Raw genomic sequence first — 24,775 nt, 5'->3', positions numbered from 1 at the left:
GGCGCTAGTCGAACCGTGGAGAAACGGTTTGCACCGGCGGGCGTCCGTGCATTGATCGGCGCGCATGAAGCTCGTCTCCTGGAACGTCAACGGCGTGCGCGCCGTCCTGAAAAAGGGGTTTCTCGATTACATGGCCAAGGTCGACGCCGACGTGATCTGCCTGCAGGAAACGAAAGCGCATCCCGGTGATGTGCAGCATGTCGCATGGGTCGCGGGCTATACGCCGCACTGGTATTCGGCGGTGAAGAAAGGCTATTCCGGCACGGTGACCTTCACGCGCGTGCCGCCGTTGAGCGTGACGTTCGGCATCGGGCTGCCGGATCACGATGACGAAGGTCGCGTGATCACGATGGAGTTTGCCGACTTTTATCTGGTCAATGTTTACCAGCCCAATTCGCAGCGTGGACTGACGCGGCTCGAGTATCGCACGCAGGCGTGGGATCCGGCGTTTCTGGCGTTTCTGAAGAAGCTCGAGAAGAAAAAGCCGGTGGTGTTCTGCGGCGATTTGAACGTGGCGCACACCGAGATCGACCTGACCAATCCGAAAACGAACCGCCGCAACGCCGGCTTCACCGATGAGGAGCGCGAGAATTTCTCGAAGCTCCTCGCGAGTGGTTTTGTGGATACGTTTCGCGAGTTCGAGAAAGGACCCGGCCATTATACCTGGTGGAGCCAGATGATGAACTGCCGCGCGCGGAACATCGGGTGGCGCGTCGATTATTTCGTCGCGAGCGAGAAGCTGCGGGCGCGACTGAAGCGCGCGTGGATCAGCCCCGAGGTGATGGGCAGCGATCACTGTCCGGTCGGCCTCGAGCTCAAGTAATCCGGCCACGATTCGCGAGGCCCGATGAGCGCTGAGCTGAAGGAGCTGATGCTGCGGACGCCTCCGCTGACCCTTGCGGTCGCGGAGAGTCTCACGGCAGGAAACGTGCAAGCGCGCGTCGCGGCGGTGTCGGGTGCGTCGAATTTCTTCCTCGGCGGAATCACGGCCTACACGCTGGAGCAGAAGGTGAAGCATCTCGGCGTCGATCGCGCGGCGGCGGCGGAAGTGAATTGCGTGTCGGCGGAGATTGCCGGTCAGATGGCGCGGGGCGCGTGCGCGCTCTTCGGTGCGGACGTCGGCGTGGCCACGACCGGCTATGCGGAGCCGGCGCCGGCGGTCGGCGTCGACGTGCCGTTTGCCTGGTGGGCCGTGGCATGGCGCGAGCCGCGAGCGCGGCGCTGGCAGGTGCGGCAGGGACGCGTCGCATGTCCCGGCGCGTCCCGCGTGCAGGCGCAGGCCATCGTGGCGGATGCGGCACTGGCCGAGCTGATCGTGGTGCTGCGGGCGATCCGGAGCGAGCGCTGACCGGGCACAAAAAAGGCCGGCGAAAAGCCGGCCTGGGGAAGTGGGAGGCTCGCGCGCCTTACGGCGAGAGGCGCCGGACGTAGTTCATCAACGGCACGACTTCCTGCGGCGGTTGCACCCAGTCGCTGTAGAGCAGCTCGGGCAGCGTATAGCGGGTGTTATAGAGCACGAAGTTGGCTTCGTCGTTGCGGCTGAGGTAGCCCGCCTTGACCGTGGCGCCGGCGAAAAGCCCCTTCGATTTCGAATAGACGAGCACCGGTGCGTCGATGATCGGATGGTTGTCGCGTTCGCGTTCCGCGGCTTTGGGACCGGCGACGGCCTTGGCGTCGACGCCGACGTTGAAGCGCTGGTTGAAGAGCAGCTTGGGCGTTTGCTCGTTGGTGATGATCATCACCGTTTCGACCGATTTGGCGCCGGCCTGGAGCCCGAGGCTGGCCTCGCCCGCGGAGAGGAGCACCGGAATGCTCCACTGACCGTCGGGCTTCTTCACCATGATCACGCCGTAGCCGTCCTTGATGCCGAAGAGGAAGCCGGCCTTGAACTGGTTGACGATCACGATGGCCTTGGCTTGTCGCAAGATATCGGCGGGAATGGCCTCCGCGGGATTCGCCATGAATTCCTGCAGGATCGCCTCGCAGGTCTCGATGCGGGTGACGCATTCGGCGCGTTTGACGGCCGCGGACGCCGTGGCGGCGGAAACGAGCGCGAGGAGGAGCAACGAAAGAAGTTTTTTCATGGACGTGGCAGAAACGATAATCCGACGCGAACTAAGCACGGTGAAGCGGAGTTGGAAAGCGCGGAGTATGAGGTGCGCTGGCTGTGCCGGGACAAAGCGGGTTGCGCGATGTTCCGCGCGGTTGACGGCGTCTCAATCGAGCCCGCGGGCGGCGAGGTCGTCCTCGTCCCAGCCGAAATAGTGGCCGAGTTCGTGAAGGTAGGTGAGCCGCGTTTCCTCCCGGAAAATTTCCGGATCCTGTTCGGCGAAATCCCACAGGTTCTCCAAGTAGAGGATGATTTCCGGCGGCGCGGGGTTGGTGTGGTCCAACTCGTGGCCGTGCGCACTGCCGGTGAAAAGGCCGAGGATGTCGGGTGGAAAGCCGTCGGCGAGGACGTCCTCGTCGGGCATTTTTTCGAAATGCACGGGCACGCCGCGCGCGAGCGGGCGAAGCGGCGGCGGGAGTTTTCGCTGCGTGGCGCCGACGACATCGGCGGCGAGGTGGACGAGTCGATCGAAATTCACGGGCGGGGCTCCGAGGAAAGGTCGAGTTTTTCGAAACGGCGGCCGAGCCACCAGAGTCCGCACCAGAGCTCGGCCAGAAGCACCAACGCGACCGCGATCGTGGCGAACACCACCGACAGGGCGGGGCCGATCAGCCATTGGGTGACGAACACCAGCAGCGCCGCGGCCGCCGCTGCCGGCAGCAGCGCCAGCACCACGACCAGCACCTGGCCGAAGCCGAAGATCAATCGCTGGCCCATCAAATCGATGCCGCCGCCCGGCGTGCGCAGGGTTTGAAACCAGCTCGGGAAAAGCAGGGGCACGGCGTTCGGGATCAGCAGCTCCATCGCGATCACGACCGGCGTCACCACCGCGGCGCACAGGCCGAACACGATGCGCATTTCGGGTCCGAACCACTTGGGGGAGAGGGCCGGCGGCTGGTGTCCTTGCAGACCGAGAAACCACGCCAGCAAACTCAGCCAGGCGATGCCGGTGAGGACGACGATCGGCGCGAGCAACTCGCCCAACAGGATCCGCCATCCAGGAAGTGGATACGTTTTGAGGATGTCGGCGTTCGCGAGATCGTGGCGCAGGTCGAGCCGCGTCAGCAGCGGGCCGTAAAGCAACGCCATCGCGCCCGCGAGCGCACCTCCCGCCGCGAGCACGCCGCCGGCTTTCCAATAGGCCGGGCCCAGGAGCGCGTGAAATCCGGCCGCCGTGGCGATGAGCAGGAGCGCGACCGCGCCCCAATTGCGCAACGTGAACCATGGGCGGGCGGTGGAGAGCAGGTTTTTCCAGAGAAACGCCAGCTCGGGGCCGCGCACGCGAGCGAGATCGAAGGGGGCACGGCGGGCGTGACGCCGCGCTTCGCCGAGCCGCAGCACGCCCGTGCGACGCAGCTCGGCGACACGGTCGGCCTGACGTTGCGCGTGGGCAATCGAGGCGTCCTCAAACGCGGTGTTCATGCGCACCACCCAGAAATAATGCAAAACCAGCAGGCCCGCCACCGGCGCCAGCGCGAGGGCGAAGGCGGCCGCGTCGTGAACCAGAAAGGGCTGCACGAGCAGTCGAAACGGCCAGAACAGCCAGCGCAACGGACCCTCGTTGACCACACCCGGGATCCAGCGGCTGAAGTAATCGCCGAGATCGGCGCTGGCGGGAAGTTTCTGCAGGCCATGCCAGAACGAATAGCCGGTCGCGACGAGCACTCCTGCCAGCAGGGCGAAAATCGCCGCGCGCCGCCGGCCAGGTCGGGCTCCGCGCTCGACCAGCCGCGCCAGGGTGAGCGAGGAGCCTTGATAGTGCAGGGTGACGATCGCCAGCAGCGCCCACCATGCGACGATCACGAAGCCGGCATCGCCGCTGAAGAGCCGCCGCGAGTTGAAGAGGAGTGCGTAGAGCAGCGACTGCAGCAGCGCGGTGAACTGCGCGCTCAGCACCTTGTAGTGCACGAGACCGCGGCGGGTGAGCGGCGCGGGAAAGAGGAACGCAATTTCCGCCTCGCTGAAATTCAGTCCCGGTTTCGTGGACGGCGCGCCCCACATCAGCAGGAAAACGAGGAAGAGCGCGATCGATCCGACCGCCGCGATCGAAGCGCCGGCGTCGGGCGGCAAAAACGGCGAGACGCTGGCGACACCCGGTCGCTCGCCGAGGTGTTGCACATGCCGGAAAAAGAAAAAATAGAAGTAGGCGAGACCGACGATGGCGCCCGTCAGATACTTCGGCTGGCGCAGACGCCGCAGCCGCGAGAGCAGGAAGTTTTTCAGCGACGTCAGTCGCAGATAAAGGATGGCGCGAACCATCGCCGTTCAGTTTTCCGAACCGCCGGTGGCGCGGATGAAAATCTCTTCCAGGTTAACGTCCGGTTCGCCCTGGCTGAACTGCGCCGTGATTTCGGGGATCGTGCCGTCGGCCAGTTTTTCGCCGCGTTTCAGGATCAACACGTGCGAGCAGACCTCCTCGAGCAGGTGGAGCAGGTGGGAGCTCAGCACGATCGCGGCGCCATCGGCCGCGCGTTTCACGATCGAACGCTTCATGCGGCGGATGCCGAGCGGATCCAGTCCGGTCAGCGGCTCGTCGAAAAACAGAACCGACGGCGAGTGGAGCAGCCCGCACGCGATTGCGAGTTTCTGCTTCATGCCGCGCGAGAGCGCGCCGGGCAGCTCGTCGGCCTTGTCGGCGATTTCGAACTCCTCGAGCAACGGCCCGGCGAGGCGCTCGTGATCGGCGACGCCGTAGATTTTTGCCACGAACGCGAGGTGCTGACGGACCGTGAGATAATCGAACAGGCGGGGCTCGTCAGGGAAAAACGCCAGCGCGCGTTTCGCCGCCACCGGCGTCGCGGCGAGGTCGTGGCCCGCGATGGCGATGCGGCCCGCACTGGGCGGGATGATGCCCGCGATGCAGCGGAGGGTAGTGGTTTTGCCCGCGCCGTTCGGGCCCACGAGGCCGAGGACCTGGCCGGGCTGCACCGCGAAGGAAAGGTCCCGCACGGCGGTGAACGCGCCATAGTGTTTCGTCAGCCCCGACACGTCGATCATCTCGCGACGGTGGTCGGCAAAGCACATCGCAGCAAGCTTCCCGCGGACGATGTAACCCGGCCGGCGATCGCGCGTCTCGAGGGGAGCTACCATGAAAACTTATCTGAAGGTTGCAGCCCTCGCCGCCCTCGCCCTGCTGGGCACCGCGCCGATGATGCGAGCCGCCACGGACACGAACGCGAGCGCGCCGACCCGACAGACCCGGATGCAGGAAATGCGCGAGCGCCGGATGCAGCAGCTCGACGAGAAACTTCATCTCACCCCGGAGCAAAAAACCAAGATCAACGCGATCTGGGACAATGCCGGGAAGCAGGCGATGAATAATCGCAAGGAGACCGCGGAAAGCCGCCGTGAGCTGCGCCAGAAGCAGCGGGACGAAATGAAAGCCACGCACGCACAGATTCGCGACGTGCTGACCGAGGATCAGAAGAAAATCTTCGACGCGATGCCGCGTGAGCGGCCCGGCCGTCCGGGCGCCGGAAGCGACGATCGAAAGTAAATTTGTCAGGTTGGGGGATATCATCAGTGGCCGCCGCGCGAACAGGACGCGCGGCGGCCTTTTTTTTCTACCGCGCCAGCGACCATGGTTGAGCGGACCGCGCGGTTTTCGGAATGGACGGAAGGCGTCGGCGTCGCCATGTCCGCGGGCATGGGCGAAACGAAACGCGTGGTGATTGTCGGTGGCGGAGCGGCCGGCTTTTTCGCGGCGATCGCCTGCGCGGAGAAGCTCGGCGGACGCGGGACCGTGACGCTCTACGAGGCGACCGCGCATCCGCTCGCGAAGGTGCGGGTCTCCGGTGGAGGGCGGTGCAACGTCACCCATGCGTGTTTCGAACCGCGGGAGCTCGTGAAACGTTATCCCCGCGGCGGTCGCGAACTGCTGGGCGCGTTTCACCGGTTCCAGCCGCGCGACACCATCGCGTGGTTCGCCGACCGCGGCGTGGAGCTGAAAACGGAAGACGACGGCCGGATGTTTCCGACGACCGACGATTCGGCTACGATCGTGAATTGCCTGCAGCAGGCGGCGGAGCGGGCCGGGGTGCGGGTGGTGACGAGCCTCGGCGTGCGCACCGCGGAGGCGCGTCCGGGCGGCGGGGAGGCGGCGGGTAGTGCTTTTTGGATTACGCTGACGGACGGGACGGAACTGCGCTGCGAAAAACTCCTGATCGCGACCGGCGGCAACAAGGCCTCCGCGGGCCCGGCGATCGCGCAGAAACTCGGGCACACGATCGAGCCGCCGGTGCCGTCGCTCTTCACTTTCCACATCGACGATCGGCGGTTGGAAGGCCTCTCAGGCGTGTCGGTCGAGAATGCGTCCGTCGCGGTGCGCGGCACGAAGTTGAAGGACGGCGGCCCCTTGCTGATCACGCACTGGGGCCTGAGCGGTCCGGCGATCCTGAAGCTCTCGGCGTGGGGCGCGCGAGAGCTGGCCAGCGTTAATTACGAGTTTCCGCTCGTGGTGAACTGGACGGCGACGCAGACGCGCGAATCGCTCGTGCGGGAGCTCGGCGAGGTGCGCGCGAAAAACCCCAAGAAGCAGATCACCACTTGGAGTCCGCTGCCGATGCCGCAGCGGTTGTGGGAGCGATTGGTGACGGCGAGCGGAATCGCGGCGGCCACGCCGTGGGCGCAGGTGGGCAACGCCGCGCTGGCGAAGCTCGCCGGCGACGTGACCGCGGCGGAGTTTCAGGTGGTGGGCAAAAGCTTGTTCAAGGACGAGTTCGTGACGTGCGGCGGCGTGCGCCTGAGCGAGGTGGATTTCCGGACGATGGAGAGCCGGATTTGTCCGGGCCTGCACTTTGCGGGCGAAGTGCTGGACATCGACGGCGTCACGGGCGGTTTCAATTTTCAGGCGGCCTGGACGACCGGTTGGCTGGCAGGGCAGGCGATGGCGGGGGCGGAGACGGACTGACGGTGCGACCGGGGCGCCACGCGGCGATTTTGTTTTGCGTGTTCGCGGGCAGCTCGTGCCTGCTCGACCGGTGCTCTCCTATCTCCAGCTCCTGCTGTTGATCTTTCCTGTCTTCGTGTTGATCGCGATCGGCGTGGTGCTGCGTCGCGTGCACTGGGTCGAAGGCGCGGCGGAGGCGAGCATGATCCGGCTCGTCATCAATCTTTGCATGCCGTGCCTGATTTTCGATTCGGTGGTGGGCAACGAGGCCTTGCGCGGGGCGGGCAACCTGCTCCTGCCGCCGCTGGTGGGTTTCGGCACCAGCGTGCTCACGATCGGCGCGGCATTCTATTTCGGGAAGTTGCTCGGACTCGGCGTGGGCTCGGGCCGGCGGACGTTCGCGTTGTCGGCGGGTCTGGCGAATTACGGTTACCTGCCGCTGCCGATCATGGCGGCGATGTTCGGACCCGAAAGCCGCGGCGTGCTGCTCGTGCATAACATCGGCGTCGAGGCGGCGGTTTGGACGGTGGGCGTGCTGGTCTTGAGCGGACTGTCTTTGCGGGAGAGCTGGCGGCGCTTGTTGAGTCCGATCGTGATCGCGCTGGTCGTTTCGGTGGCGGTGAACCTGCTGGGGTTCGGGCCCCAATTGCCGGGCTGGTTGATGGACCTAGTGCGCGCGCTCGGCGGTTGTGCAATTCCGCTCGGCCTGCTGATGACCGGCGTGAATCTTGCGAATCACCTTGGCGAGCCGCAGGCATTGTTCGAGCCCAAGGTGTCGCTCGGGTCCATGCTGCTGCGGCTGGGGCTGCTGCCACTGGCGTTTCTCGCGCTCGCGCGGTGGCTGCCGTGTTCCGTGGAGCTGAAACGCGTGATCGTGGTGCAGGGGGCGATGCCGTGCGCGGTGATCCCGATCATCATTGCGCAACACTTCGGCGGCCGCCCGCTGGTGGCCGTGCAGGTCGTGCTTGGAACGACGGCGCTGGCGGTGGTCGCGACGCCCTTGTGGTTGCGGGCGGGGCTGGCTTGGGTGGGCGTGTAGCGGCAGGCGCGTCGAAACGGTGCGGCCGTTTCCACGCCGGGTCGCATTGACGCCTGCGGTCCGCTTGCGCTTTTTCGGGCGGCATGCTCGAAGCCCTTTCCGATCCGCAGATCTGGATCTCCCTGCTGACGCTCACCGGTCTCGAGATCGTGCTCGGGATCGACAACGTGATCTTCATCTCGATTCTGGCAGGCAAGCTGCCGCGCGAGCAGCAGCCCAAGGCGCGGCAGATCGGCCTCAGCCTCGCGCTGATCACGCGCATTCTGCTCCTCTGCTCGCTCGCGTGGATGATCAAGCTGACGGCGCCGCTGTTCACGATCGCCGGTTTCGCCGCCTCCGGTCGCGATCTGATTCTCCTCGGCGGCGGCCTTTTCCTGATCGTGAAAAGCGTGAGGGAGATCCACGAGAAACTCGAAGGCGAGGAGGGGCGCGCCGAGGCAAAAGTCGTGCCGAAGTTCTCGAAGATCATCGTGCAGATCCTGCTGCTCGACATCGTGTTTTCCCTCGACTCGGTGATCACGGCCGTGGGCATGGCCAACGAACTCGCCGTGATGATCGCGGCCGTCGTGATCTCCATGCTGGTGATGCTGAAATACGCGGGCGCCATCAGCGACTTCGTCAACCGGCACCCGACGCTGAAGATGCTGGCGTTGTCGTTCCTCTTGCTGATCGGCGTCACCCTCGTCGCCGAAGGCACGCACCAGCACATCAACAAGGGCTACATCTACTTCGCGATGGCCTTCGCGTTTGGGGTGGAAATGCTGAACCTGCGCCTCCGCAAGGTCACCGGCGCGAGCAAGCCGGTCGAGCTGCACCAGCCCTATGTAGGGGAAAAACGGTGACGCGAGGAGTGCACAAAAAAAGCAGGTCGTGAGACCTGCTTTTTGGGGTTCATTCCGAACGACGCTCGGAATTTCAGGTGACGATCAGCGGTGATCGCATCCGGATTCTTCGAGTTTGGGCGGAATGGTGAAGACGGTTTCAGGCCCTCGCGTCAGCGCTCAAGCGGCAACCGCCGGGCGCCGAAAACGGCGAACGGCCACCACGCCGAGAAGCAACGCGGCACCCCACAGAGCATACGTCGAGGCCTCGGGAACCGGCGTGAAATGAATGGTCGCGAACAGGCCGGTTTCCGCCCACGTGCCTTCGCCGATCGAGATGCCCGTGCCGAAAGCCGGATTGGTGAAGCCGACGTCGAACGTCACGTTGCGGCCGCCGAAGTTCAGACTGTTGGCCGTCGTCGCGTCGACGAGGAACTGGTCCGGGATCAGGCCGCCCTGATTGACGGTGCTGTCGATGGTGAACAGCAGCGTGCCCAGCTTGAAGGGAGAGGCCTGGCCGTCGAGATTGAGGAAGATGTCCATCGACGCATCGTGCGCGGTGGTGCCGACGAGCGTGCGACCGTTGGTGATGTTGAGCAGCCCCAAATCGATCCGGTCACCATTCCCCAGCCCGCTGAAGCTATTGCCGTCAAACGAGAGCGAGGTTTGCGTGTCGTTGTAGGGAGCGCTGGGACGATAGGCGAGGCCGGAGGCGAACGACGAGAAATCGGAGCCGTTCGTCACCGTCGTGTGAGCCACGCCAGGGTCCAGGAACGTCCCGTAGGCGGAGCCGCTGAGGGCGAGTTGGGCATTCGCCGACGGCAGCGCGGCGGCGAGTCCGAGCGCAGGGAGGGTGAGGAGGAGTTTAAGGGATGTTTTCATTGGTCGAAGGACACGGCTGCTGGACGCCGCGCGCGATGGTTGGATTGTCGCACCGTACGACACCGCTGCCAACGAACGGATCGCAACTTGTACGCTGACTGGGGGGTCCGCACTTTCCCCGACCGGCACCCGGGTCAACCTGCCATGGGCAGGAAGTAGAATAGGACGGTAAGGATGGCATACAGCGCCAGTAACTGCACGCCCTCCAGCCAGTTGCTTTCGCCGTCGCCGGAGATTTGCGCCGCCAGGAAAGCGGCAAACAACACCGCCACAATCTCCGGGATGGTAAATTCCAAATTCAAGCGTTCGGCGAAAAGGTAACTCGAGAACACGAGCACCGGTGCCACGAACAGCGCGATCTGCAGGCTCGATCCCACTGCGATGCCGAACGCGAGATCCATTTTGTTTTTCATCGCCATCGTGATCGCGGTGGAGTGCTCGGCGGCGTTGCCGACGATCGCCACCACGATCACGCCGATGAACGTTTCCGTGACGCCGAGCGACGTGCGGGCCGCCTCGACCGCGCCGACCAGAAACTCGGAGAGCCACGCGACCAGCGCCGTCGCGCCGACCAGGACGATGACCGCTTTGCGGCCCGACCACTCCGCCTCCGCTTTTGCCGCCGCGGCCCCGGCGCCACCCGAAAACAGCTCGCGGTGCGTGATCAAGGTGAAGGCCAGCATCGCGCCATAGCTCGCGAGGAGAATCAACGCGATCACCAGCGAGAGCGTCTGTTCCGCGGCGGGCGTCCAACCTCCGGGCTGACGCGCGGCCGTGTAGTGAAACACGCTGGGAATGACCAGCGCCGCCGCGGCGATCAGCAAGGCCGTGCAGCTGGCCCGCACGCCCGCCTTGTTGAAGGCTTGGTGCCGGTGGCGAAGTCCGCCCGCGAGGATCGCCGCGCCGAGCACGAGCAGAAGATTGCCGATGATCGATCCGGTGATCGAAGCCTTCACGACTTCCAGATGCCCGGCGCGGAGGGCCATCAGCGCGATGATCAGCTCCGCGGCGTTGCCGAACGAGGCATTGAGCAGGCCGCCGATGCCTTCGCCCAGCCGGTGCGCGAGCTGCTCGGTGGCTTCGCCCATCCAGCCGGCCACCGGAATCAGTCCGATGCCTGCGACCACAAAGAGCGCCGTCTCATGCCGCCATCCCGGAACATAACGCAACGCGAATGCCGCGGGAACGAACACCGCGAGCCAGTTCAACGACGGCCGCAGCCGTGAGCGGAGCGCAGCCGCAGCGGTCACGGCATCCTCCGCAGCCTAAGCCCGGGCGCGGCGGCGCCGCAGGAGCTGCTCGAATTTCGCCAGCAGGAACTCCAGGGCGCGGCTGGGATCGTCGCTCGTGACGCTCGCCAGCAGGGCGGAGCCGTCGACGTCGATCTGCCCCTTGGCCACGAAGGGCCCCTCCGTATCCGAAGTTTTCACACGTTCCACCTCGGCATGTACCGCGGCGATGCCGCGAAACGCGGCGATCAAGCGGGAGGCCCGCTCCTGGGCGGAGACTCGCGCCGCTTCCGGCAGATCCAGGTTAACGCCACGCAGCTCGATCACGGCGGCGGGCGGGGGCGGCAAAAGCGTTTGCATGAGCAGATGGACCTGCCCAAACGGAAAGAGTTTGCTGGAAAATGGCGGGACGTTTCTCCGGCCCGCCGGCGGAGGAGAAGCGTCAGCGCTTCTTGTTCAGCGCCGCGCTGAACCAGTCGCCATTGAGCGACTGCGGCGCGCGGGGCGCCGGTGCGGACGGACGACCACCCGCCCCGGGACGCGGCCCGGGCGAAGTGCGAGCACCCGCCCCGGGTGCACCTGCAGAACGGGGCCCGATCTCCGGTTTGCTGCGCATCGACAGCGCAATGCGGTTGCGGGGCAGGTCGACCTCCACGACGGTGACCATCACTTTCTGCTGCGGTTTCACGACCGCCGCCGGATCCTTCACGAACGTGTCGGCGAGCTGGCTAATGTGCACGAGGCCATCCTGATGCACGCCGACGTCGACGAACGCCCCGAAGGCGGTGACGTTGGTCACGATGCCGGGCAAACGCATCCCGGGCTTGAGATCCTTCGGCTCGTGCACGGTCGCATCGAAGGCGAAGGTCTCGAACTTCTCGCGCGGGTCGCGGCCGGGCTTGGCGAGCTCAGCCATGATGTCGTTCAGCGTCGGCAGGCCGACGTCGGCGGTCACGTAGTTCTCGAGCTTGATCTTCGCGCGGAGTTTTCCGTCGCGCATCAGATCGGCAACGGTCGCGCCGAGATCCGACGCCATTTTTTCCACCAGCGCATAACGCTCCGGGTGCACGGCGCTCGCATCGAGCGGGTGCGCGGCGTCGCGGATGCGCAAAAAGCCGGCCGCCTGCTCGAAGGCCTTCGGACCGAGCCGCGGCACGTCCTTCAATTCCCCGCGGGACTTGAACGGCCCCTTCTCGTTGCGACGTGCCACGATCGCGGCGGCGGTGGCGGCGTTGAGGCCGGACACGTAGCTGAGCAATTGCTTCGAGGCGGTGTTGAGCTCGACGCCGACGCCGTTGACGGAGCTAACGACGGTGTCGTCGAGCGAGCGCTTGAGCGCGAGCTGGTCGACGTCGTGTTGATACTGGCCGACGCCGATGGATTTCGGATCGAGCTTCACGAGCTCGGCGAGCGGGTCCATCAGTCTCCGGCCGATGGATACGGCGCCGCGGACGGTGAGGTCGTGGTCGGGGAACTCCTCGCGGGCGACCTCGCTCGCGGAGTAGATCGACGCGCCGGATTCGTTGACCATCACGATCGGAATCGTGGTGGGCAGGCCGAGCTTGCGGATGAAGGCTTCCGTTTCGCGGCCGGCGGTGCCGTTGCCGATGGCGATCGCCTCGACGTTGAAGAACTGCACGAAGCCGGCGAGCTTGCCCTTCGCTTCCTCCTCGTGGCGGTCTGGATAAACGACGTCGTTGTGGAGCAGCTTTCCCTGGCGGTCGAGGAGGACGACCTTGCAGCCGGTGCGGAAGCCGGGGTCGATCGCCATCACGGCCTTTTGGCCGAGGGGCGGGGCGAGGAGGAGCTCGCGGGCGTTGTCGGAGAAGACCTTGATCGCCGCCTCGTCGGCGCGCTTTTTGGAATCGAGGCGCATCTCGGTTTCCATCGCGGGGCAGAGCAGGCGCTTGCAGGCGTCGGTGACGGCGAGATTGACCTGCGCGGCGCAGGACGAGGCCTGCGCGCCCGGCGCCGCCTTGACGAACAACGGCGCGATCTCCGCGATGGCGAGCGCTTCGTCGGGCAGCGTGATGCGCATCATCAGGAACGATTCCTTCTCGCCGCGGCGCATCGCGAGGATGCGGTGCGAGGGAGCCTTGGCGAGCGGCTCGCTCCACTCGAAGTAGTCCTTGAACTTGGCGGCCTCGGGCACGGCGTCCTTGCCGATGAGCACCTTGGACGAAACGATTGCGTCGCTCTGATAACGGGCGCGCAGCCGGGCGCGGGCGTCCTTGTCGTCGCTGATGCGCTCGGCGATGATATCGCGGGCGCCGGCGAGGGCCTCGTCGGCAGACTCGATCTTCGACTTCTGGTTCTTGCCGTCGTCCGCGACGTATTCACGACCGACATACGCTTCGGCGGCGGCGCGGGCGTCGGTCGCCGGATCCTGCGCGAAGATGAGGTCGGCGAGCGGCTCCAGGCCTTTTTCCTTCGCGATGGTGGCGCGGGTGCGCTTTTTCGGGCGGAAGGGCAGGTAAATGTCCTCGAGCGCGGTGAGGCTGTCGGCGGCGGCGAGCGCCTTTTCCAGCTCCGGGGTCAAAAGGTTGCGTTCCTTCAGCGAAGCGACGATCGCGGCGCGGCGTTCGTCGATGGCGTTGAGTTGCTCGAGGCGGTCGCGGATCGCGAGCACCTGGACCTCGTCGAGCTCGCCGGTGACTTCCTTGCGGTAGCGGGCGATGAACGGCACCGTGGCGCCCTCGGCGAGGAGCTGCGCCGTGGCGGCGACCTGGAAAACCTTGACGTTCAATTCCTGCGACAGGCGCAGGACGTGATCCGGATTGGGTAGGGCCATTTGAAAGAATCGCCGATAGCAATCGCGTGGACGAAACGAGCAAGTTGAAAGCGAAAGTAAATGTGTGGTGAAGCCGCCTTGATAAGCGCGCCCGTCAGCTCAAGTGCCGCCGCCACGTGCCGTAAGCGGAGGCGCGGCCCCCGGGTCGCACCATCCTTATGCAACTCCGCACGCTTTTGCGCGCCCTCGTGGGCCTCCTGGTGATCAGCGGTTCCTCGCTCCTGGCGGGAACGGCAAAATTCGACGACCCGCCGGTTCCGATCAAGGCGGTCGCTCCGGTGTATCCGGCGGCCATGGAACGCGAGGGCATTTCGGGTCTCGTGATGGTGACGGTCGTCGTCGACGAAAACGGCGAGGTCGTGGAGCAGAGCATCACGAAATCGAGCCGCGAGGAATTCGAGCAGCCGGCGCTCGCGGCCGTGGCGAAATGGAAATTCAAGCCCGCGCAAAAAGATGGCGCGGCCGTGAAGGTGCAGATCACGGTGCCGATTCGTTTCGCGAGCGGCGCCTGATTTCTTGTCATCGTCCGGAGCGGCGGACTGGCGCTGAGGCGCAAGACGCCTATGCTCCGGACGTATGAAGATTTTGGTTTCACTGTTGCTGGCTTTTTCCGGAGTGGTGGCATGGGCGGCCACGCCGGCCGAGGAAACGTTCGAGCGCGAAGTGCGGGAGCTCGTGCAGCGTCCGCAAGTCACGGTGGTGCATTTCTGGGCGCCGTGGTGTCCGAATTGTCAGCGCGAGATGCGGCCGGACGGCTGGGCGAAGTTTGTCGCCGACAACTCGAACGTGACCGTCGTGTTTCTCAACATCTGGCACGGCGGGCTCGATCCCGCGCCGAAGCTCGCCGCGGGAAAACTCGGCGGTCAGCCGAACTTCATCGCGATGACGCACCCGAATCCGTCGCGCCGCAAAGGCGAGCAGTTGAGCCGCTTGCTCGACCTGCCGGTGGGCTGGGTGCCGACGACGTGGGTTTTCCGCGACGGCAAGCAGCGCTACGCGCTCAATTACGGCGAAGTGCGTTTCGAGATGCTGCAACAGATGGTCGACGACGCGTCGCGCAAGTGGTGAGCGCCGACGTTCCGGGATGGAAACCACGAAAGACACGAAACACACGAAAACGAATCCGGATCTACCTACGGAAAGATTCGGAACACACGGAGATCAGGTCTCGGCGCGCGCGGCAGCTTTTGCGCAGTGCGTAGATCCTAAAGGCCGGTTTTTCTTCTCTGTGCATTCTGTGCAATCCGTGGTCCTGACACAGATTGGATTTCGTGTCTTTCGTGTATTTCGTGATTTCCCATCTTAACGGCGCTGAAGGTCCCTGACCGCAGGGCGTTTACCCCAGGGCGCCGCAACCGGTTTCACTACCCGCGGGGTCGCGAGGCGCTCGATGGAAGGCGGCGCAATCGCGCGTAGGTTGTGCGATGCAAACTTTGACGCATGCCGAGGTCGGCACGGCCGATCCTTACACGCACCTCGACCAGCAATTCATTGGCGGGCTTTGGCAACGCGGGAGCAGCCAGCGGACGCTGAGCGATTTGAATCCCTATACGGGCGACGAGATCCTTCAAATCCCGCAGGCGAATGCGGACGACCTCGACGCCGCCTACACCACGGCTGCGGAGGTGCAGCCGGAGTGGGCGGCGCGGCCACCGGGCGAGCGCGCGACGTTGCTGCGCGAGGTCGCGCACGTGATGGAGCGGCGGCGTGGCGAGATCATGGACTGGCTCGTGCGCGAGGCGGGCAGCACGCGGATCAAGGCGGCACTCGAATGGAGCTCGGTGCACGCCGTGGCGCTCGAGGCCGCGACGTTGCCGCACCTCGTTGAAGGGCGCATCGTGCCGGCGGATTTGCCAGGCAAGGAGAGCCGCGTTTACCGGCGCCCCGTCGGCGTGGTGGGCGTGATCAGCCCGTGGAACTGGCCGCTGCAATTGACGGCACGCTCACTCTTTCCGGCGCTCGCGGTCGGCAATGCGGTGGTCGTGAAGCCCGCGAGCGACACGCCGATCACGGGCGGCTTACTGTTCGGGAAACTGCTGGAGGAAGCTGGTCTGCCGAAAGGTGTGGTCAGCATCGTCGTGGGCGCCGGCAGCGAGATCGGTGACGCTTTTGTGCAACATCCCGTCCCGCGCGTGATTTCGTTCACCGGGTCGACGCCGGTCGGCCGTCGCATCGGGCGGCTCGCGATGGAGGCGCCGCTGATCAAGCGCGTCGAACTCGAGCTGGGCGGCAACAGCCCGTTCGTGGTGCTCGACGACGCAGACCTCGAACGCGCGGTCGACGCGGCGCTGTTCGGGAAGTTTCTGCATCAGGGACAGATTTGCATGATCACGAACCGCTTCATCGTGGACGACGCCGTGCATGATGCGTTTCTCGAACGGTTCGTCGCGCGGGTGAAGGCCTTGAGAGTGGGCGATCCCAACGATCCCGAAACGCTCGTCGGCCCCATCATCAATCATTCGCAGCTCGCGGGCTTGTGGAAAAAAATCCGCCATGCGCGCGACACGGGGCTCACCCAACGGGTCGGCGGCGATCCGGAAGGCTTGGTGCTGCCGCCGCATGTGTTTGCGGACGTGCCCAACGATCATCCGCTCGCGCGCGAGGAGATCTTCGGCCCGATTGCGCCGGTGATTCGCGCGCACGGCGAGGAGCACGCGCTGCAACTGGCGAACGACACGCCATATGGCCTGTCGAGCGCGGTGTTCACGCGCGACGTGGCGCGCGGGCTGCGCTTCGCGCAACGCGTGCAGGCGGGCATGACGCACATCAACGACCAGCCGGTGAACGATCTGCCGTTCAGCCCGTTCGGCGGGGAAAAGAATTCGGGCGTCGGACGATTCAACGGCCGCTGGGCGGTCGATGCGTTCACCACCGATCATTGGATCACGGTCCAGCACGAACCACGGCAGTATCCACAAAACGCGGACGCGCTCGGTGGCCCGTGGGGTGGCGGCTGAGGAGCGCGGAGACGGAGGAACCGGGAAAAACACGAAGGACACGAAATCCAATCCCCGCAGGGACCACGGAATGCACGGATTGCACAGAGAACAAAACCCATCCTCTAGGTTCTACGCGTAACGGAAAATCTGTCGGCGCCGAAGGTCCGAGTTCAATGTAGCCCGTGTGTTCCTTGGGTTGGCCTTGAATTGATTTTTGTGTGTTTCGTGTTTTTCGTGGTTTCCTCTCCGACCTAGTCGTCACGTCTCTCGCAATGCCGCGGCGATCGGCAGGCGCGCGGCTTGCAGCGCGGGGAAGAGGCCGCCGAGCAGGCCGATCGCAGTGGCCCACGCGATGCCCTGCCCGAGCAGCGCAGGCGTGACCGCAAACGCAAAGGTCACCTGACTGAAGCTCTGCCAGTTCATGGTCGCGGCGTGGAAATTGTTGAACGCCAGAAACGCCGCCGCGCCACCGATCGCACCGCCCACGAGCGCGACGAGGAGCGATTCGATCATCATCGCCACCAGGATGGCGCCGCGGCCGAAGCCGAGCGCGCGGAGTGTCGCGATCTCGCGCGTCCGTGACGCCACGGCACTATACATCGTGTTCAGCGCACCGAAGACCGCACCGACCGCCATCAGCGTGGCGATGAGAAATCCCAGCGTCGTGATCAGCGTGGTGAGCGCGGTGGATTGCTCCGCGAAATGCTCGGACTGGCGTTCCACTTTCACGTTGAGCCGCGGATTGGTCGTGAGCGCGTCCTTGAACGACTGATACGAATTCGGCGAGGCGAGCCGCGCATAGACGGACTGGAACGAATCGCCGCGGTGATACGCATCCTGGAGGACGCGCGCGTCGGTCCAGATCTCCGACTCGGCGACGCCGCCGTTGGCGGTGAACACGCCGACGACGGGCCAGTGGGCGCTGCCAACCTTGACGCTGCCGCCGACCTCGAGCCCGTCGAAGGCGCGTGCGGCGCCGACGCCGACGATGACTTCGTTCTTGCCCCATTCGAACATGCGGCCGGCCGTGATCTTGAGATCGTCGCGGACGGAAATCGCGGCGCCCTCGACGCCGCGCAGCGGGACGTTCGCGTCGGTGCCGGTCGAACGCTTCGGGAGATTCACGATCACGAAGAGCTCGGCCGACGCGAGCGGGCCGCGCGCGTCGCGGGCAAGTCCCGGCGCATCGGCGATGACGCGCGTTTCCTCGCGGCTGAATCCGCTCACCATCTCGGTGTCGGCGCCGCTGCGCAGGATAATCACGGCATCGGGCGAACCGGATGCGGTCATGGCGCGGCGAAACCCCGTCGCGATCGAGAGCACGCCGACGAACACGAGGACCACGCCGGCGACACCGAAGATCGTGGCCGCGACGGAGCCGCGACGTTGCGGGATGCTCATCAACCCGAATTTGGTGACGGCGGCGATTTGCGAGAACCAGTTGAGGGGGCCGGCCATGGTCAAATCCTCCGAACCGCGTCCGCGACGCGGAGACGCATCGCTTGAAGTGCAGGCAACGCGCCGGTCACGAGCCCGAGCGCGAGACTGATGAAGATCCCGACGAGCACGTCGCTGCCGGGGAGCCGGAACATCGGCAGCATGCCGCCGGTGGGATCGCCGCCGGCGGTGACGAGCGCGGCGAGCGCGAGGCCGAGCCCGCCGCCGAGCACGGTGAGGAGGCAGGACTCGGCGAGGACGAGCGACAGCAGCCGGCCGTTCGTGAAACCGATCGCCTTCAGCACGCCCAGTTCGCCGATGCGGTCGCGGATCGCCTGCGACATCGTGCTGCCGGTCACGAGCAGGATGGTGAAGAACACGGCGGCGAGGATCCCGGAAACGATCGCCGTGATGTTGCCGATCTGGTTGGCGAAGCCTTGGGCGAACGCGCCTTCGGGTTCCGTCTTCGTTTCGTAGGGCGAGTTTTCGAATTCCCGATCAACGAGCTTCGCGACCTCGGCGGCCTGGGCGGGATCCTTCACGCGGATCGTATACCAGCCCACCTGGCCGGCGCCCCAGTTCTGCGCCTGCCGGCTTTCGTCGAAATAGTCGTAGCGAAAAAACATCGAAGTCGTGTCGGTGCCCTTCTTCGCGCCGTCGTAGATGCCGACGAGATCGAATTCCCACGTTTTGCGCAGCCAGATGGGCGACATGATCGGGATCTTGTCGCCGATCTTCCAATGAAAGCGCTCTGCGGTCTTGCGGCCCACGATCGCGCCGGTGCGGGTGGCGAGCCATGTCTTCATCTGCTCGGGCGGCAGGATGAACTCGGGAAACATCGCCATGAAAGCCTCCGGCTCCACGGGGTTCTGCATGAAGAAGTTCTTCGGATCCTGATACGTGCCGCCGAACCACGTCTGGTGCGTGACGGCGGCAACGCCCGGGATCCGCGCGATGCGCGCCTGGTAGCTCTCCGGGAGCATTTGAATAATGGATACCTTGTGGCGGACGATGAGCCGGTCGGCGCCGGCGAGCGCGACGCCGCCGACAAGCGCTTCGCGCACCGCGCAAAGGATGCCGAAGAGCACGAACGCCACCATGATCGTCAGCAGCGTGAGCGAAGTGCGGAGCTTTTTCCGCGTGAGGTTTCGCCAGATGAGGGGAAAGAATTTCATCGAAGGATTCGGGGCTGAACCGCGAAGCACACGAAAACGCGAAAGGCCGAGGGTGGGTCGGGGGCTCCCGGTTTGCGGCGGGAAGAACGCGTGGCGTTACTCCGGTTTGGTGGTCGAGAGCTGACCCTTGTTGAGATAAACGGTGCGGCTCGCGCGCGCGGACGCGTGCGGATCGTGGGTGACCATGAGAATGGTTTTCCCGTGCTCGCGGTTGAGAGCCTGGAGAAGCGCAAGGATCTCGTCGCCGGACTTGCGATCGAGGTCGCCGGTGGGTTCGTCGCACAACAACAGCGTCGGATCGGTGACGATCGCGCGCGCGATCCCGACGCGCTGCTGTTCGCCGCCGGAAAGCTGGCGCGGGTAGTGGGCGGCGCGGTGGGAGAGGCCGACGACGCCGAGCGCGGTGCCGACGTGCGCGCGGCGGTCGGCTTTCGACAGGTGCGTGAGCAGGAGCGGCAGCTCGACGTTGCGCTCGGCGGTCATCACGGGGATCAGGTTGTAGAACTGGAAAACGAATCCGACATGACGCGCGCGCCAGGCGGCGAGCTTCCGATCGGAGAGCGCGTCGATGTCGTCCTCGCCGACGCGGACGGAGCCCTTCGACGGGCGATCGAGACCGCCGATGAGATTGAGCAGCGTCGATTTGCCGGAGCCCGACGGCCCCATGAGCGCGAGGAATTCGCCGCGGTGAACGGTGAGGTCGAGTCCGGCAAGGACGTGGATGTCCTCGGAGCCACGCCGGTAAAGTTTCTCGACGTTGGCGATGTGAATGAGGGGTGACGAATCGCTGGGCATGGGAGGCGAGGGGGTGGGGTGCGGCGGTTCGCCGCGAGCGACAGGACTATTTCATGGTGTCGGTGATAGGCGTGCGGTCGACGAGATCGGCCGGTCCCTGGACCACGATGCGCTCGCCGGCGGACAAGCCGGCCGAAACGATGACCTCGTCGGCATTGCGCGCGGCGACGGTGACGGCGCGGCGTTCGGCGCGGCCGTCGTGGACGACGAAGACGATGTCGTGACCGTCGGCGAGGCGAACGGCCGCACGCGGAACCGAGACCGTGCGCGCGGTCGTGGACGATGCCGTGCCGGTGCTTTGAAACGCGACCTTCACGCCCATGTCGGGCAGGATGCGCGGATCGAGTTGGTCGAAACCGACGCGGACGCGAACGGTCGCTTTCTGCCGGTCGGCGGTCGGGATGATCGCGATGACCCGGGCGGGAATTTTCCAATCCGGATAGGAGTCGAGCGTCGCGACGACCGGTTGCCCGGGCTCGACGCGGTTGATGTAGCTCTCGTTCACATCGATCTCGATTTCGAGCGAACTCATGTCGACGAGCGTGCAGACGCCGGTGCGCGTGTAGCCGCCGGAGGACATCGGTGAAATCATCTCGCCGGGCTGGGCGTTTTTCGAGGTGACGACGCCGGTGAAGGGCGCGCGGATGACCGTGTCGTCGAGCTGCTGTTTCCAGACATCGACCTGGCGTTCCGCGACGGCGACTTCGGCGAGGAGCCGTTCGCGGCGGCCGCGGAGCGCACGGGCAGTCGACTCGGCGCGATCGAGATCGGCGATGCTGATGATCTTGTTGCCCGCGAGTTCCGTCTGGCGGCGGAGATCGATTTCGGCGAGGGAGAGGTTGGCGTCGTTCTCGGCGAGCGCGGTGCGCGTGGCGGCGAGTTGCGCTTCGGCGAGCCGCAGACTGGCCTCCGTATTCGAAGCGTCGAGACGCGCGAGAATCTGGCCGGCGTCGACGCGCGTGCCCTCCTCGACGAGCACCTCGACGATCTTGCCGGTGATTTTGGAGGAAACGGTGGCGAGCCGGCGGGCGGTGACGTAGCCGGAGGCGTTGAGCAGGGTGGTGGTGTCGCCGGCGGCGATCTCGCGGGCGGCGGCGGTGCGCACGGGCACGGGCTGGGGGCGTGCGAACCACCACCACGCCGCGGCGGCGGCGAGCGCCAGCGCGATCAGCAGGACGATCCATTTGCCGGAGACGCGGCGGGAGGTCGCTTGCGCGCGATCGATGCGCAAGCCTTCGAGCGAGGGGCGGTCGGCGCTCATAGGCAGAGGCTCACATGAAACCGCGTCTGCGGGGCCGGCTCAATCCAAAGCTGGGCGCGACAATAGACGAACCGTCAGCGTCGCGCCCACCATGCCTGCACGTTGTCGGTGAATCGTTCGAGCGTCGGTGGCACCTGCACGAGAAACTCGTGGACGCCGGGGACATAACGGTCGAGCAGCCACACGCCGAAACCGAGGAACAGCAGTCCGGTCAGCATCTCGATCGGTCCGCCGGGCCGGCTGCCGCACGGAAGTCCGGCTTGCGCGTGCAAGGCGTGACGCGACACGCGCAGCGGCCACGCCAGGCATTGGAAAAGAACGCACAGGAGGAGCACGGCGACCCAGACCGGCATGCCCTCCGGCAACGCGAATCCGAGGAGGTTGCCCTTCACGAGCAGCGAGAGCGTGGCGACCAGCCAGGCCACCGTGAGCGCAAACAGGAGCAGTCCGAAGAAGCCGACTGCCAGCCAGAAGCCCGGCGCGGGCGCGGACACGGCGCCGGTAGTGACCGGTGAGGTGAAACGAAATTGCCGGCGCCATTGGCGCATCTCGCGGCGAAACGTCCGCTGCCATTCACGGCGGACGTGTTTGTCGCGGAAGTTTTTCGTCGCGTTGTAGTAACCTTCCTGCGCGCGACGGATGAATTCCTGCGCCGTGGCGGGAATGCCGTGCGCGGCGGCTTTCTCGGAGTCGGTCTTGGCGGCCGGGATGAGGAGGACGAGTGCGAGGTAGGCGAGGACGACCGCAAAGAATGGAACAAAGGAAACGAAGAGCGAGAGCACCGCCACGACGACGAAGCCGGCGCGGACGAGCGTGGGGTCGACGCTGAAGTAAGCGGCGATGCCGTTGCAAACGCCGCTGATCATGGCGCCGTCGTAGATGCGGTAGAGTCGCTTCACGCCCGCAGTGGCTTCGGTCCCCGGCGGCGGAGCGTCGGACGTCGCGCCGGTGGTGGCGCTGGCGTTTGCCGGGCCGGCGTCGGCGGGAGACGTGTCGTGGACGGGACCCATCTCGGCGATGATCGCTTCGATGTCTTTCGTGAGCACGACGGTGCGATGGCCGCTCAGGCGCGCGCGGCATTTCTCGCCAATGGCCTGTTCGATGTCGGCGATGATCTCGTCGCGGTCGGGATTGGCGGCGAGGTGGCGGGCGGCTGTTTCGAGGTAGGCGTGCAACGCTTCATAGCCCGCTTCTTCGAGCTGGTAGGCGGTGCCGTTGAGGTGAATCGTGACGACTTTGTTCATCGGGGTGCGGGGCTGAAATTCAGACGGAACGCGGGCCGAGGCCTTTCACGGTGCTGTTGATCTTCTGCCAATACGCGGCGGTTTCGCGCAGCTGGTCGCGGCCTTTGGCGGTGAGCTCGTAATATTTTCGCGGCGGACCGGCCTCGGATTCCTTCCACTCGTAATCCAGCAGGCCCTCGCGGCGCATCTTGCTGAGCAAAGGGTAGAGGGTGCCCTCTTGGGTCGCGAACTCGGTTTCGGCGAGCTGCTTCAGGATGTCGGCCGCGTAAACCTTTTCCGCGGCGATGATCTTGAGCACGAGAAACTCGAGCAGGCCTTTGCGGATCGCGGAGAATTTTTCGTCGATGCTCATCGAAGAGGCAAGCTACCTTGTTAAATAAAGGTAGCGTTGCGGTAAAAGGCGTCAAGCGCTGAAATGCCCTGCGACGCGGCTTGAGTTTTTCGCCGAGGGCCGCATGGTGCCCGGTCCGTTCTTTGACTGGCTTGCACTCGGATGCGCGATCGACCCGATCGAGCGACGGCGCGGTATGGCGCGGTCGCTAAAAAATTTCGGGGGTGTTCCGGATTCTACCCTTGGTTGGAGTGCGCCGCTGCCTGTCGAGAGTCGAGGTCTCTCGTTAATCCCCTTCGAAACCAATAAGAGGCAACTACGAAGAAATGCCCATGGCGGCCTAATTAGGCTGCTACGTTGGTCCGGCGACACCTGCTAGCCGTGACCGACGTCGACAGCAGGCATAGCGCGCGGAGCGGTCCGCGGACCGCGCGCCGTATCTTCATCCGGGGAATAGCTGAAGCCTTAGCGCGTGCGATGGCTTGGTTTCGGCGAATTTAAAGTTGCACTAAACACGGTAGACGCGGTGTGCGAAGGTCAGGGGCACAGGGGTTCAACTCCCCTCACCTCCACCATTTCCCGAGTGCAAGCCAGCGAAGCGGGACTGTCCGGGTAGCCCTGACTTGGCACAAATTGACAGCTAGGGGCTTACTCCGCGTTGTGCCAACTAGGGGCTTACACGCGCGAAATACATCGTCCGCTTCGGATCTCCCGTTAGGCCCCATGGCAGGGGCGCATCGTGGCGTCGCCGAGAGCTGACGCCGGCTCTCGCACCATTATCCAAACAGGAGGGCGGGCCTTCATGCTATTGCCTCAGCATTTCGTCCACCAGTTCCTTGCCGGTGACGACTTTGACTCGGCGCATTTGAAACCACGAGCGGACCGTATCCCAGAGCAAACCAAGAGCGAATCGTGGTCCGCTTCGGTTCTCTTGTTGGAGGTTTTCCCATGACGAGCGGCAATAGACACGCACGTCCCCGCTCCAAACGTTCTCAAGCATATCGGGCACCGTGACGTTGAGCTGAGTTCGAAATGCTTCCGTGAGATACTCGCGCAATGTGTGGTGGATGTTCGGGGCGATCTGGGGGAAGCGCATTTTAGGGTCTTCGGGGTGTTGTCCGCGACCGTATTCCAAGAGGGCTACGATCAGGCGCAAAGGCAGTCGATCCCCTGGTGAGAGCTTTGCTGCGTCCTCAATTACCGAGAGCATTGCGGCATGAAGGAACTGAATCTCGCTGAAGATTTCTTCCTTCCCGACCTCCGGGACTGGATGCCCGATTCCGGCACGAATTCGAAAATCCTCAAAACATGCCTGCGCGGTGGATACCAGACGCGAAGCCCTAACCTTGTCAGCTCAGCCGCAAGCGGCCTGACAAAGGCGTCCTTGTCCTCGCTGGCGTGCGAAATGAAGACATCGAACGTTGCCGAAATACTTCAGATTAAACTCCGGATCCTTGACGTATTTCTCGCCTTCTTCGGGTTTCTTTTCACGTGGCGTTGCGGTAAGGCCGAGATGGGTAGCGGCGTTGAAGTAATCGAGAATCTCGCGCCACGCAGAGTCCTCGGTCGCACTACCCCTGTGACACTCATCAATGACAACCAGGTCGAAGAAATCGGCCGGAAACTGGCGGTAGATCTGTTTCCATTCCTCGGTGCCAGTGACCGCTTGGTAGAGGCAAAGGTAAATCTCGTAGTTCTTTTTGACCGTGCGGTTGGTGAACCGTGGGCGAAAAAATACCCGGCCATCGTGCCGTCCTGGCAACGAAACTGGGAGCAAGTCATCCCGTTCTTTGCGTATCCGGCCGAGGTCCGAAAAGTGATCTACACGACCAA

At 64.8% G+C, this 24,775-nt stretch carries 24 protein-coding genes, 1 other RNA gene and 3 pseudogenes; 11 read left to right on the top strand and 17 right to left on the bottom strand.

Features of this window, described 5'->3' with window-relative positions; all coding sequences use genetic code 11:
* Nucleotides 1-64: 64 nt before the first annotated feature.
* The gene (locus tag AC6RV7_RS15535) at nt 65-823 is read left to right on the top strand and encodes an exodeoxyribonuclease III (RefSeq protein WP_500094939.1); all 759 of its coding nucleotides are present in this window, start codon (nt 65-67) and stop codon (nt 821-823) included.
* Between the two features lie 24 nt (nt 824-847).
* Nucleotides 848-1,348: a CinA family protein gene (locus AC6RV7_RS15530; protein ID WP_500094938.1), complete on the top strand. Its 501-nt coding sequence runs from the start codon at nt 848-850 to the stop codon at nt 1,346-1,348.
* Between the two features lie 58 nt (nt 1,349-1,406).
* Here the strand turns inward: AC6RV7_RS15530 and AC6RV7_RS15525 are convergent, their stop codons facing one another.
* The 4 genes from AC6RV7_RS15525 to AC6RV7_RS15510 form a co-directional block, all read right to left on the bottom strand.
* On the bottom strand, nt 1,407-2,084 hold the full coding sequence (locus tag AC6RV7_RS15525) for a lipid-binding SYLF domain-containing protein (protein ID WP_500094937.1): 678 nt from the start codon (nt 2,082-2,084) through the stop codon (nt 1,407-1,409).
* 132 nt (nt 2,085-2,216) lie between these two features.
* Nucleotides 2,217-2,588: a metallopeptidase family protein gene (locus tag AC6RV7_RS15520; protein ID WP_500094936.1), complete on the bottom strand. Its 372-nt coding sequence runs from the start codon at nt 2,586-2,588 to the stop codon at nt 2,217-2,219.
* Complete coding sequence (locus AC6RV7_RS15515; RefSeq protein ID WP_500094935.1) at nt 2,585-4,369, bottom strand: putative ABC exporter domain-containing protein; 1,785 nt, start codon at nt 4,367-4,369, stop codon at nt 2,585-2,587. The genes AC6RV7_RS15520 and AC6RV7_RS15515 overlap by 4 nt, the downstream gene beginning before the upstream one ends.
* Before the next feature lie 6 nt (nt 4,370-4,375).
* The gene (locus AC6RV7_RS15510; RefSeq protein WP_500095654.1) at nt 4,376-5,107 is read right to left on the bottom strand and encodes an ABC transporter ATP-binding protein; all 732 of its coding nucleotides are present in this window, start codon (nt 5,105-5,107) and stop codon (nt 4,376-4,378) included.
* Between the two features lie 91 nt (nt 5,108-5,198).
* Here AC6RV7_RS15510 and AC6RV7_RS15505 point away from each other — a divergent pair, with 91 nt between their 5' ends.
* The 4 genes from AC6RV7_RS15505 (at nt 5,199) to AC6RV7_RS15490 (ending at nt 8,879) form a co-directional block, all read left to right on the top strand.
* A complete protein-coding gene (locus AC6RV7_RS15505; protein WP_500094934.1) occupies nt 5,199-5,606 on the top strand; it encodes a Spy/CpxP family protein refolding chaperone in 408 nt (135 codons plus the stop codon).
* A gap of 150 nt (nt 5,607-5,756) precedes the next feature.
* Complete coding sequence (locus AC6RV7_RS15500; protein WP_500095653.1) at nt 5,757-7,019, top strand: BaiN/RdsA family NAD(P)/FAD-dependent oxidoreductase; 1,263 nt, start codon at nt 5,757-5,759, stop codon at nt 7,017-7,019.
* Between the two features lie 55 nt (nt 7,020-7,074).
* On the top strand, nt 7,075-8,037 hold the full coding sequence (locus tag AC6RV7_RS15495) for an AEC family transporter (RefSeq protein WP_500094933.1): 963 nt from the start codon (nt 7,075-7,077) through the stop codon (nt 8,035-8,037).
* An 83-nt stretch (nt 8,038-8,120) separates the two neighbouring features.
* Nucleotides 8,121-8,879, top strand: a complete 759-nt coding sequence (locus AC6RV7_RS15490; RefSeq protein ID WP_500094931.1) for a TerC family protein — start codon at nt 8,121-8,123, stop codon at nt 8,877-8,879.
* A 159-nt stretch (nt 8,880-9,038) separates the two neighbouring features.
* Here AC6RV7_RS15490 and AC6RV7_RS15485 read toward each other — a convergent pair whose 3' ends face one another.
* The 4 genes from AC6RV7_RS15485 to AC6RV7_RS15470 form a co-directional block, all read right to left on the bottom strand.
* Nucleotides 9,039-9,740, bottom strand: coding sequence for a choice-of-anchor K domain-containing protein (locus AC6RV7_RS15485; protein WP_500094929.1), 702 nt, complete (start codon nt 9,738-9,740; stop codon nt 9,039-9,041).
* Nucleotides 9,741-9,874: 134 nt separating this feature from the next.
* A complete protein-coding gene (cax, locus tag AC6RV7_RS15480; protein ID WP_500094928.1) occupies nt 9,875-10,990 on the bottom strand; it encodes a calcium/proton exchanger in 1,116 nt (371 codons plus the stop codon).
* A 15-nt stretch (nt 10,991-11,005) separates the two neighbouring features.
* Nucleotides 11,006-11,329, bottom strand: coding sequence for a hypothetical protein (locus tag AC6RV7_RS15475; protein WP_500094927.1), 324 nt, complete (start codon nt 11,327-11,329; stop codon nt 11,006-11,008).
* A gap of 82 nt (nt 11,330-11,411) precedes the next feature.
* Nucleotides 11,412-13,760: a Tex family protein gene (locus AC6RV7_RS15470; protein WP_500094926.1), complete on the bottom strand. Its 2,349-nt coding sequence runs from the start codon at nt 13,758-13,760 to the stop codon at nt 11,412-11,414.
* Nucleotides 13,761-13,918: 158 nt separating this feature from the next.
* Here AC6RV7_RS15470 and AC6RV7_RS15465 point away from each other — a divergent pair, with 158 nt between their 5' ends.
* From AC6RV7_RS15465 to AC6RV7_RS15455, 3 genes are all read left to right on the top strand, one after another.
* On the top strand, nt 13,919-14,272 hold the full coding sequence (locus tag AC6RV7_RS15465; protein WP_500094925.1) for an energy transducer TonB: 354 nt from the start codon (nt 13,919-13,921) through the stop codon (nt 14,270-14,272).
* Nucleotides 14,273-14,336: 64 nt separating this feature from the next.
* A complete protein-coding gene (locus AC6RV7_RS15460; protein WP_500094924.1) occupies nt 14,337-14,828 on the top strand; it encodes a TlpA family protein disulfide reductase in 492 nt (163 codons plus the stop codon).
* Nucleotides 14,829-15,184: 356 nt separating this feature from the next.
* The gene (locus AC6RV7_RS15455) at nt 15,185-16,717 is read left to right on the top strand and encodes an aldehyde dehydrogenase family protein (RefSeq protein ID WP_500094923.1); all 1,533 of its coding nucleotides are present in this window, start codon (nt 15,185-15,187) and stop codon (nt 16,715-16,717) included.
* A gap of 240 nt (nt 16,718-16,957) precedes the next feature.
* Here AC6RV7_RS15455 and AC6RV7_RS15450 read toward each other — a convergent pair whose 3' ends face one another.
* The 6 genes from AC6RV7_RS15450 to AC6RV7_RS15425 all read right to left on the bottom strand — a co-directional run bounded on the left by AC6RV7_RS15450 (nt 16,958) and on the right by AC6RV7_RS15425 (nt 22,963).
* On the bottom strand, nt 16,958-18,157 hold the full coding sequence (locus tag AC6RV7_RS15450; RefSeq protein WP_500094922.1) for an ABC transporter permease: 1,200 nt from the start codon (nt 18,155-18,157) through the stop codon (nt 16,958-16,960).
* Between the two features lie 2 nt (nt 18,158-18,159).
* On the bottom strand, nt 18,160-19,311 hold the full coding sequence (locus AC6RV7_RS15445) for an ABC transporter permease (RefSeq protein WP_500094921.1): 1,152 nt from the start codon (nt 19,309-19,311) through the stop codon (nt 18,160-18,162).
* A gap of 96 nt (nt 19,312-19,407) precedes the next feature.
* Entirely contained in the window at nt 19,408-20,106 is a 699-nt protein-coding gene (locus AC6RV7_RS15440; RefSeq protein ID WP_500094920.1) for an ABC transporter ATP-binding protein, read from the bottom strand.
* A gap of 46 nt (nt 20,107-20,152) precedes the next feature.
* Complete coding sequence (locus AC6RV7_RS15435) at nt 20,153-21,367, bottom strand: efflux RND transporter periplasmic adaptor subunit (protein WP_500094919.1); 1,215 nt, start codon at nt 21,365-21,367, stop codon at nt 20,153-20,155.
* 74 nt (nt 21,368-21,441) lie between these two features.
* Nucleotides 21,442-22,611, bottom strand: coding sequence for a PspC domain-containing protein (locus AC6RV7_RS15430; RefSeq protein WP_500094918.1), 1,170 nt, complete (start codon nt 22,609-22,611; stop codon nt 21,442-21,444).
* Nucleotides 22,612-22,630: 19 nt separating this feature from the next.
* Nucleotides 22,631-22,963, bottom strand: a complete 333-nt coding sequence (locus tag AC6RV7_RS15425) for a PadR family transcriptional regulator (RefSeq protein WP_500094917.1) — start codon at nt 22,961-22,963, stop codon at nt 22,631-22,633.
* A 199-nt stretch (nt 22,964-23,162) separates the two neighbouring features.
* Between AC6RV7_RS15425 and ssrA the strand changes: the two genes are divergently transcribed.
* Nucleotides 23,163-23,517, top strand: a transfer-messenger RNA (tmRNA) gene (gene ssrA, locus AC6RV7_RS15420).
* A 230-nt stretch (nt 23,518-23,747) separates the two neighbouring features.
* Here the strand turns inward: ssrA and AC6RV7_RS15415 are convergent.
* The 3 genes and pseudogenes from AC6RV7_RS15415 to AC6RV7_RS15405 form a co-directional block, all read right to left on the bottom strand.
* Nucleotides 23,748-24,152: a hypothetical protein gene (locus AC6RV7_RS15415; protein ID WP_500094916.1), complete on the bottom strand. Its 405-nt coding sequence runs from the start codon at nt 24,150-24,152 to the stop codon at nt 23,748-23,750.
* Between the two features lie 113 nt (nt 24,153-24,265).
* Nucleotides 24,266-24,361, bottom strand: a pseudogene (locus AC6RV7_RS15410) (TIR domain-containing protein); the annotation flags it as partial.
* A gap of 22 nt (nt 24,362-24,383) precedes the next feature.
* Nucleotides 24,384-24,665, bottom strand: a pseudogene (locus tag AC6RV7_RS15405) (DEAD/DEAH box helicase family protein); the annotation flags it as partial.
* Here AC6RV7_RS15405 and AC6RV7_RS15400 point away from each other — a divergent pair.
* Nucleotides 24,666-24,775 (top strand): annotated as a pseudogene (locus AC6RV7_RS15400) (transposase); the annotation flags it as partial. It lies immediately after the preceding pseudogene.

This window comes from Opitutus sp. sgz309028 (assembly GCF_059821195.1).
Note: the sequence above shows the minus strand (reverse complement) of the source record. Positions and strands in the feature narration are given on the sequence as shown.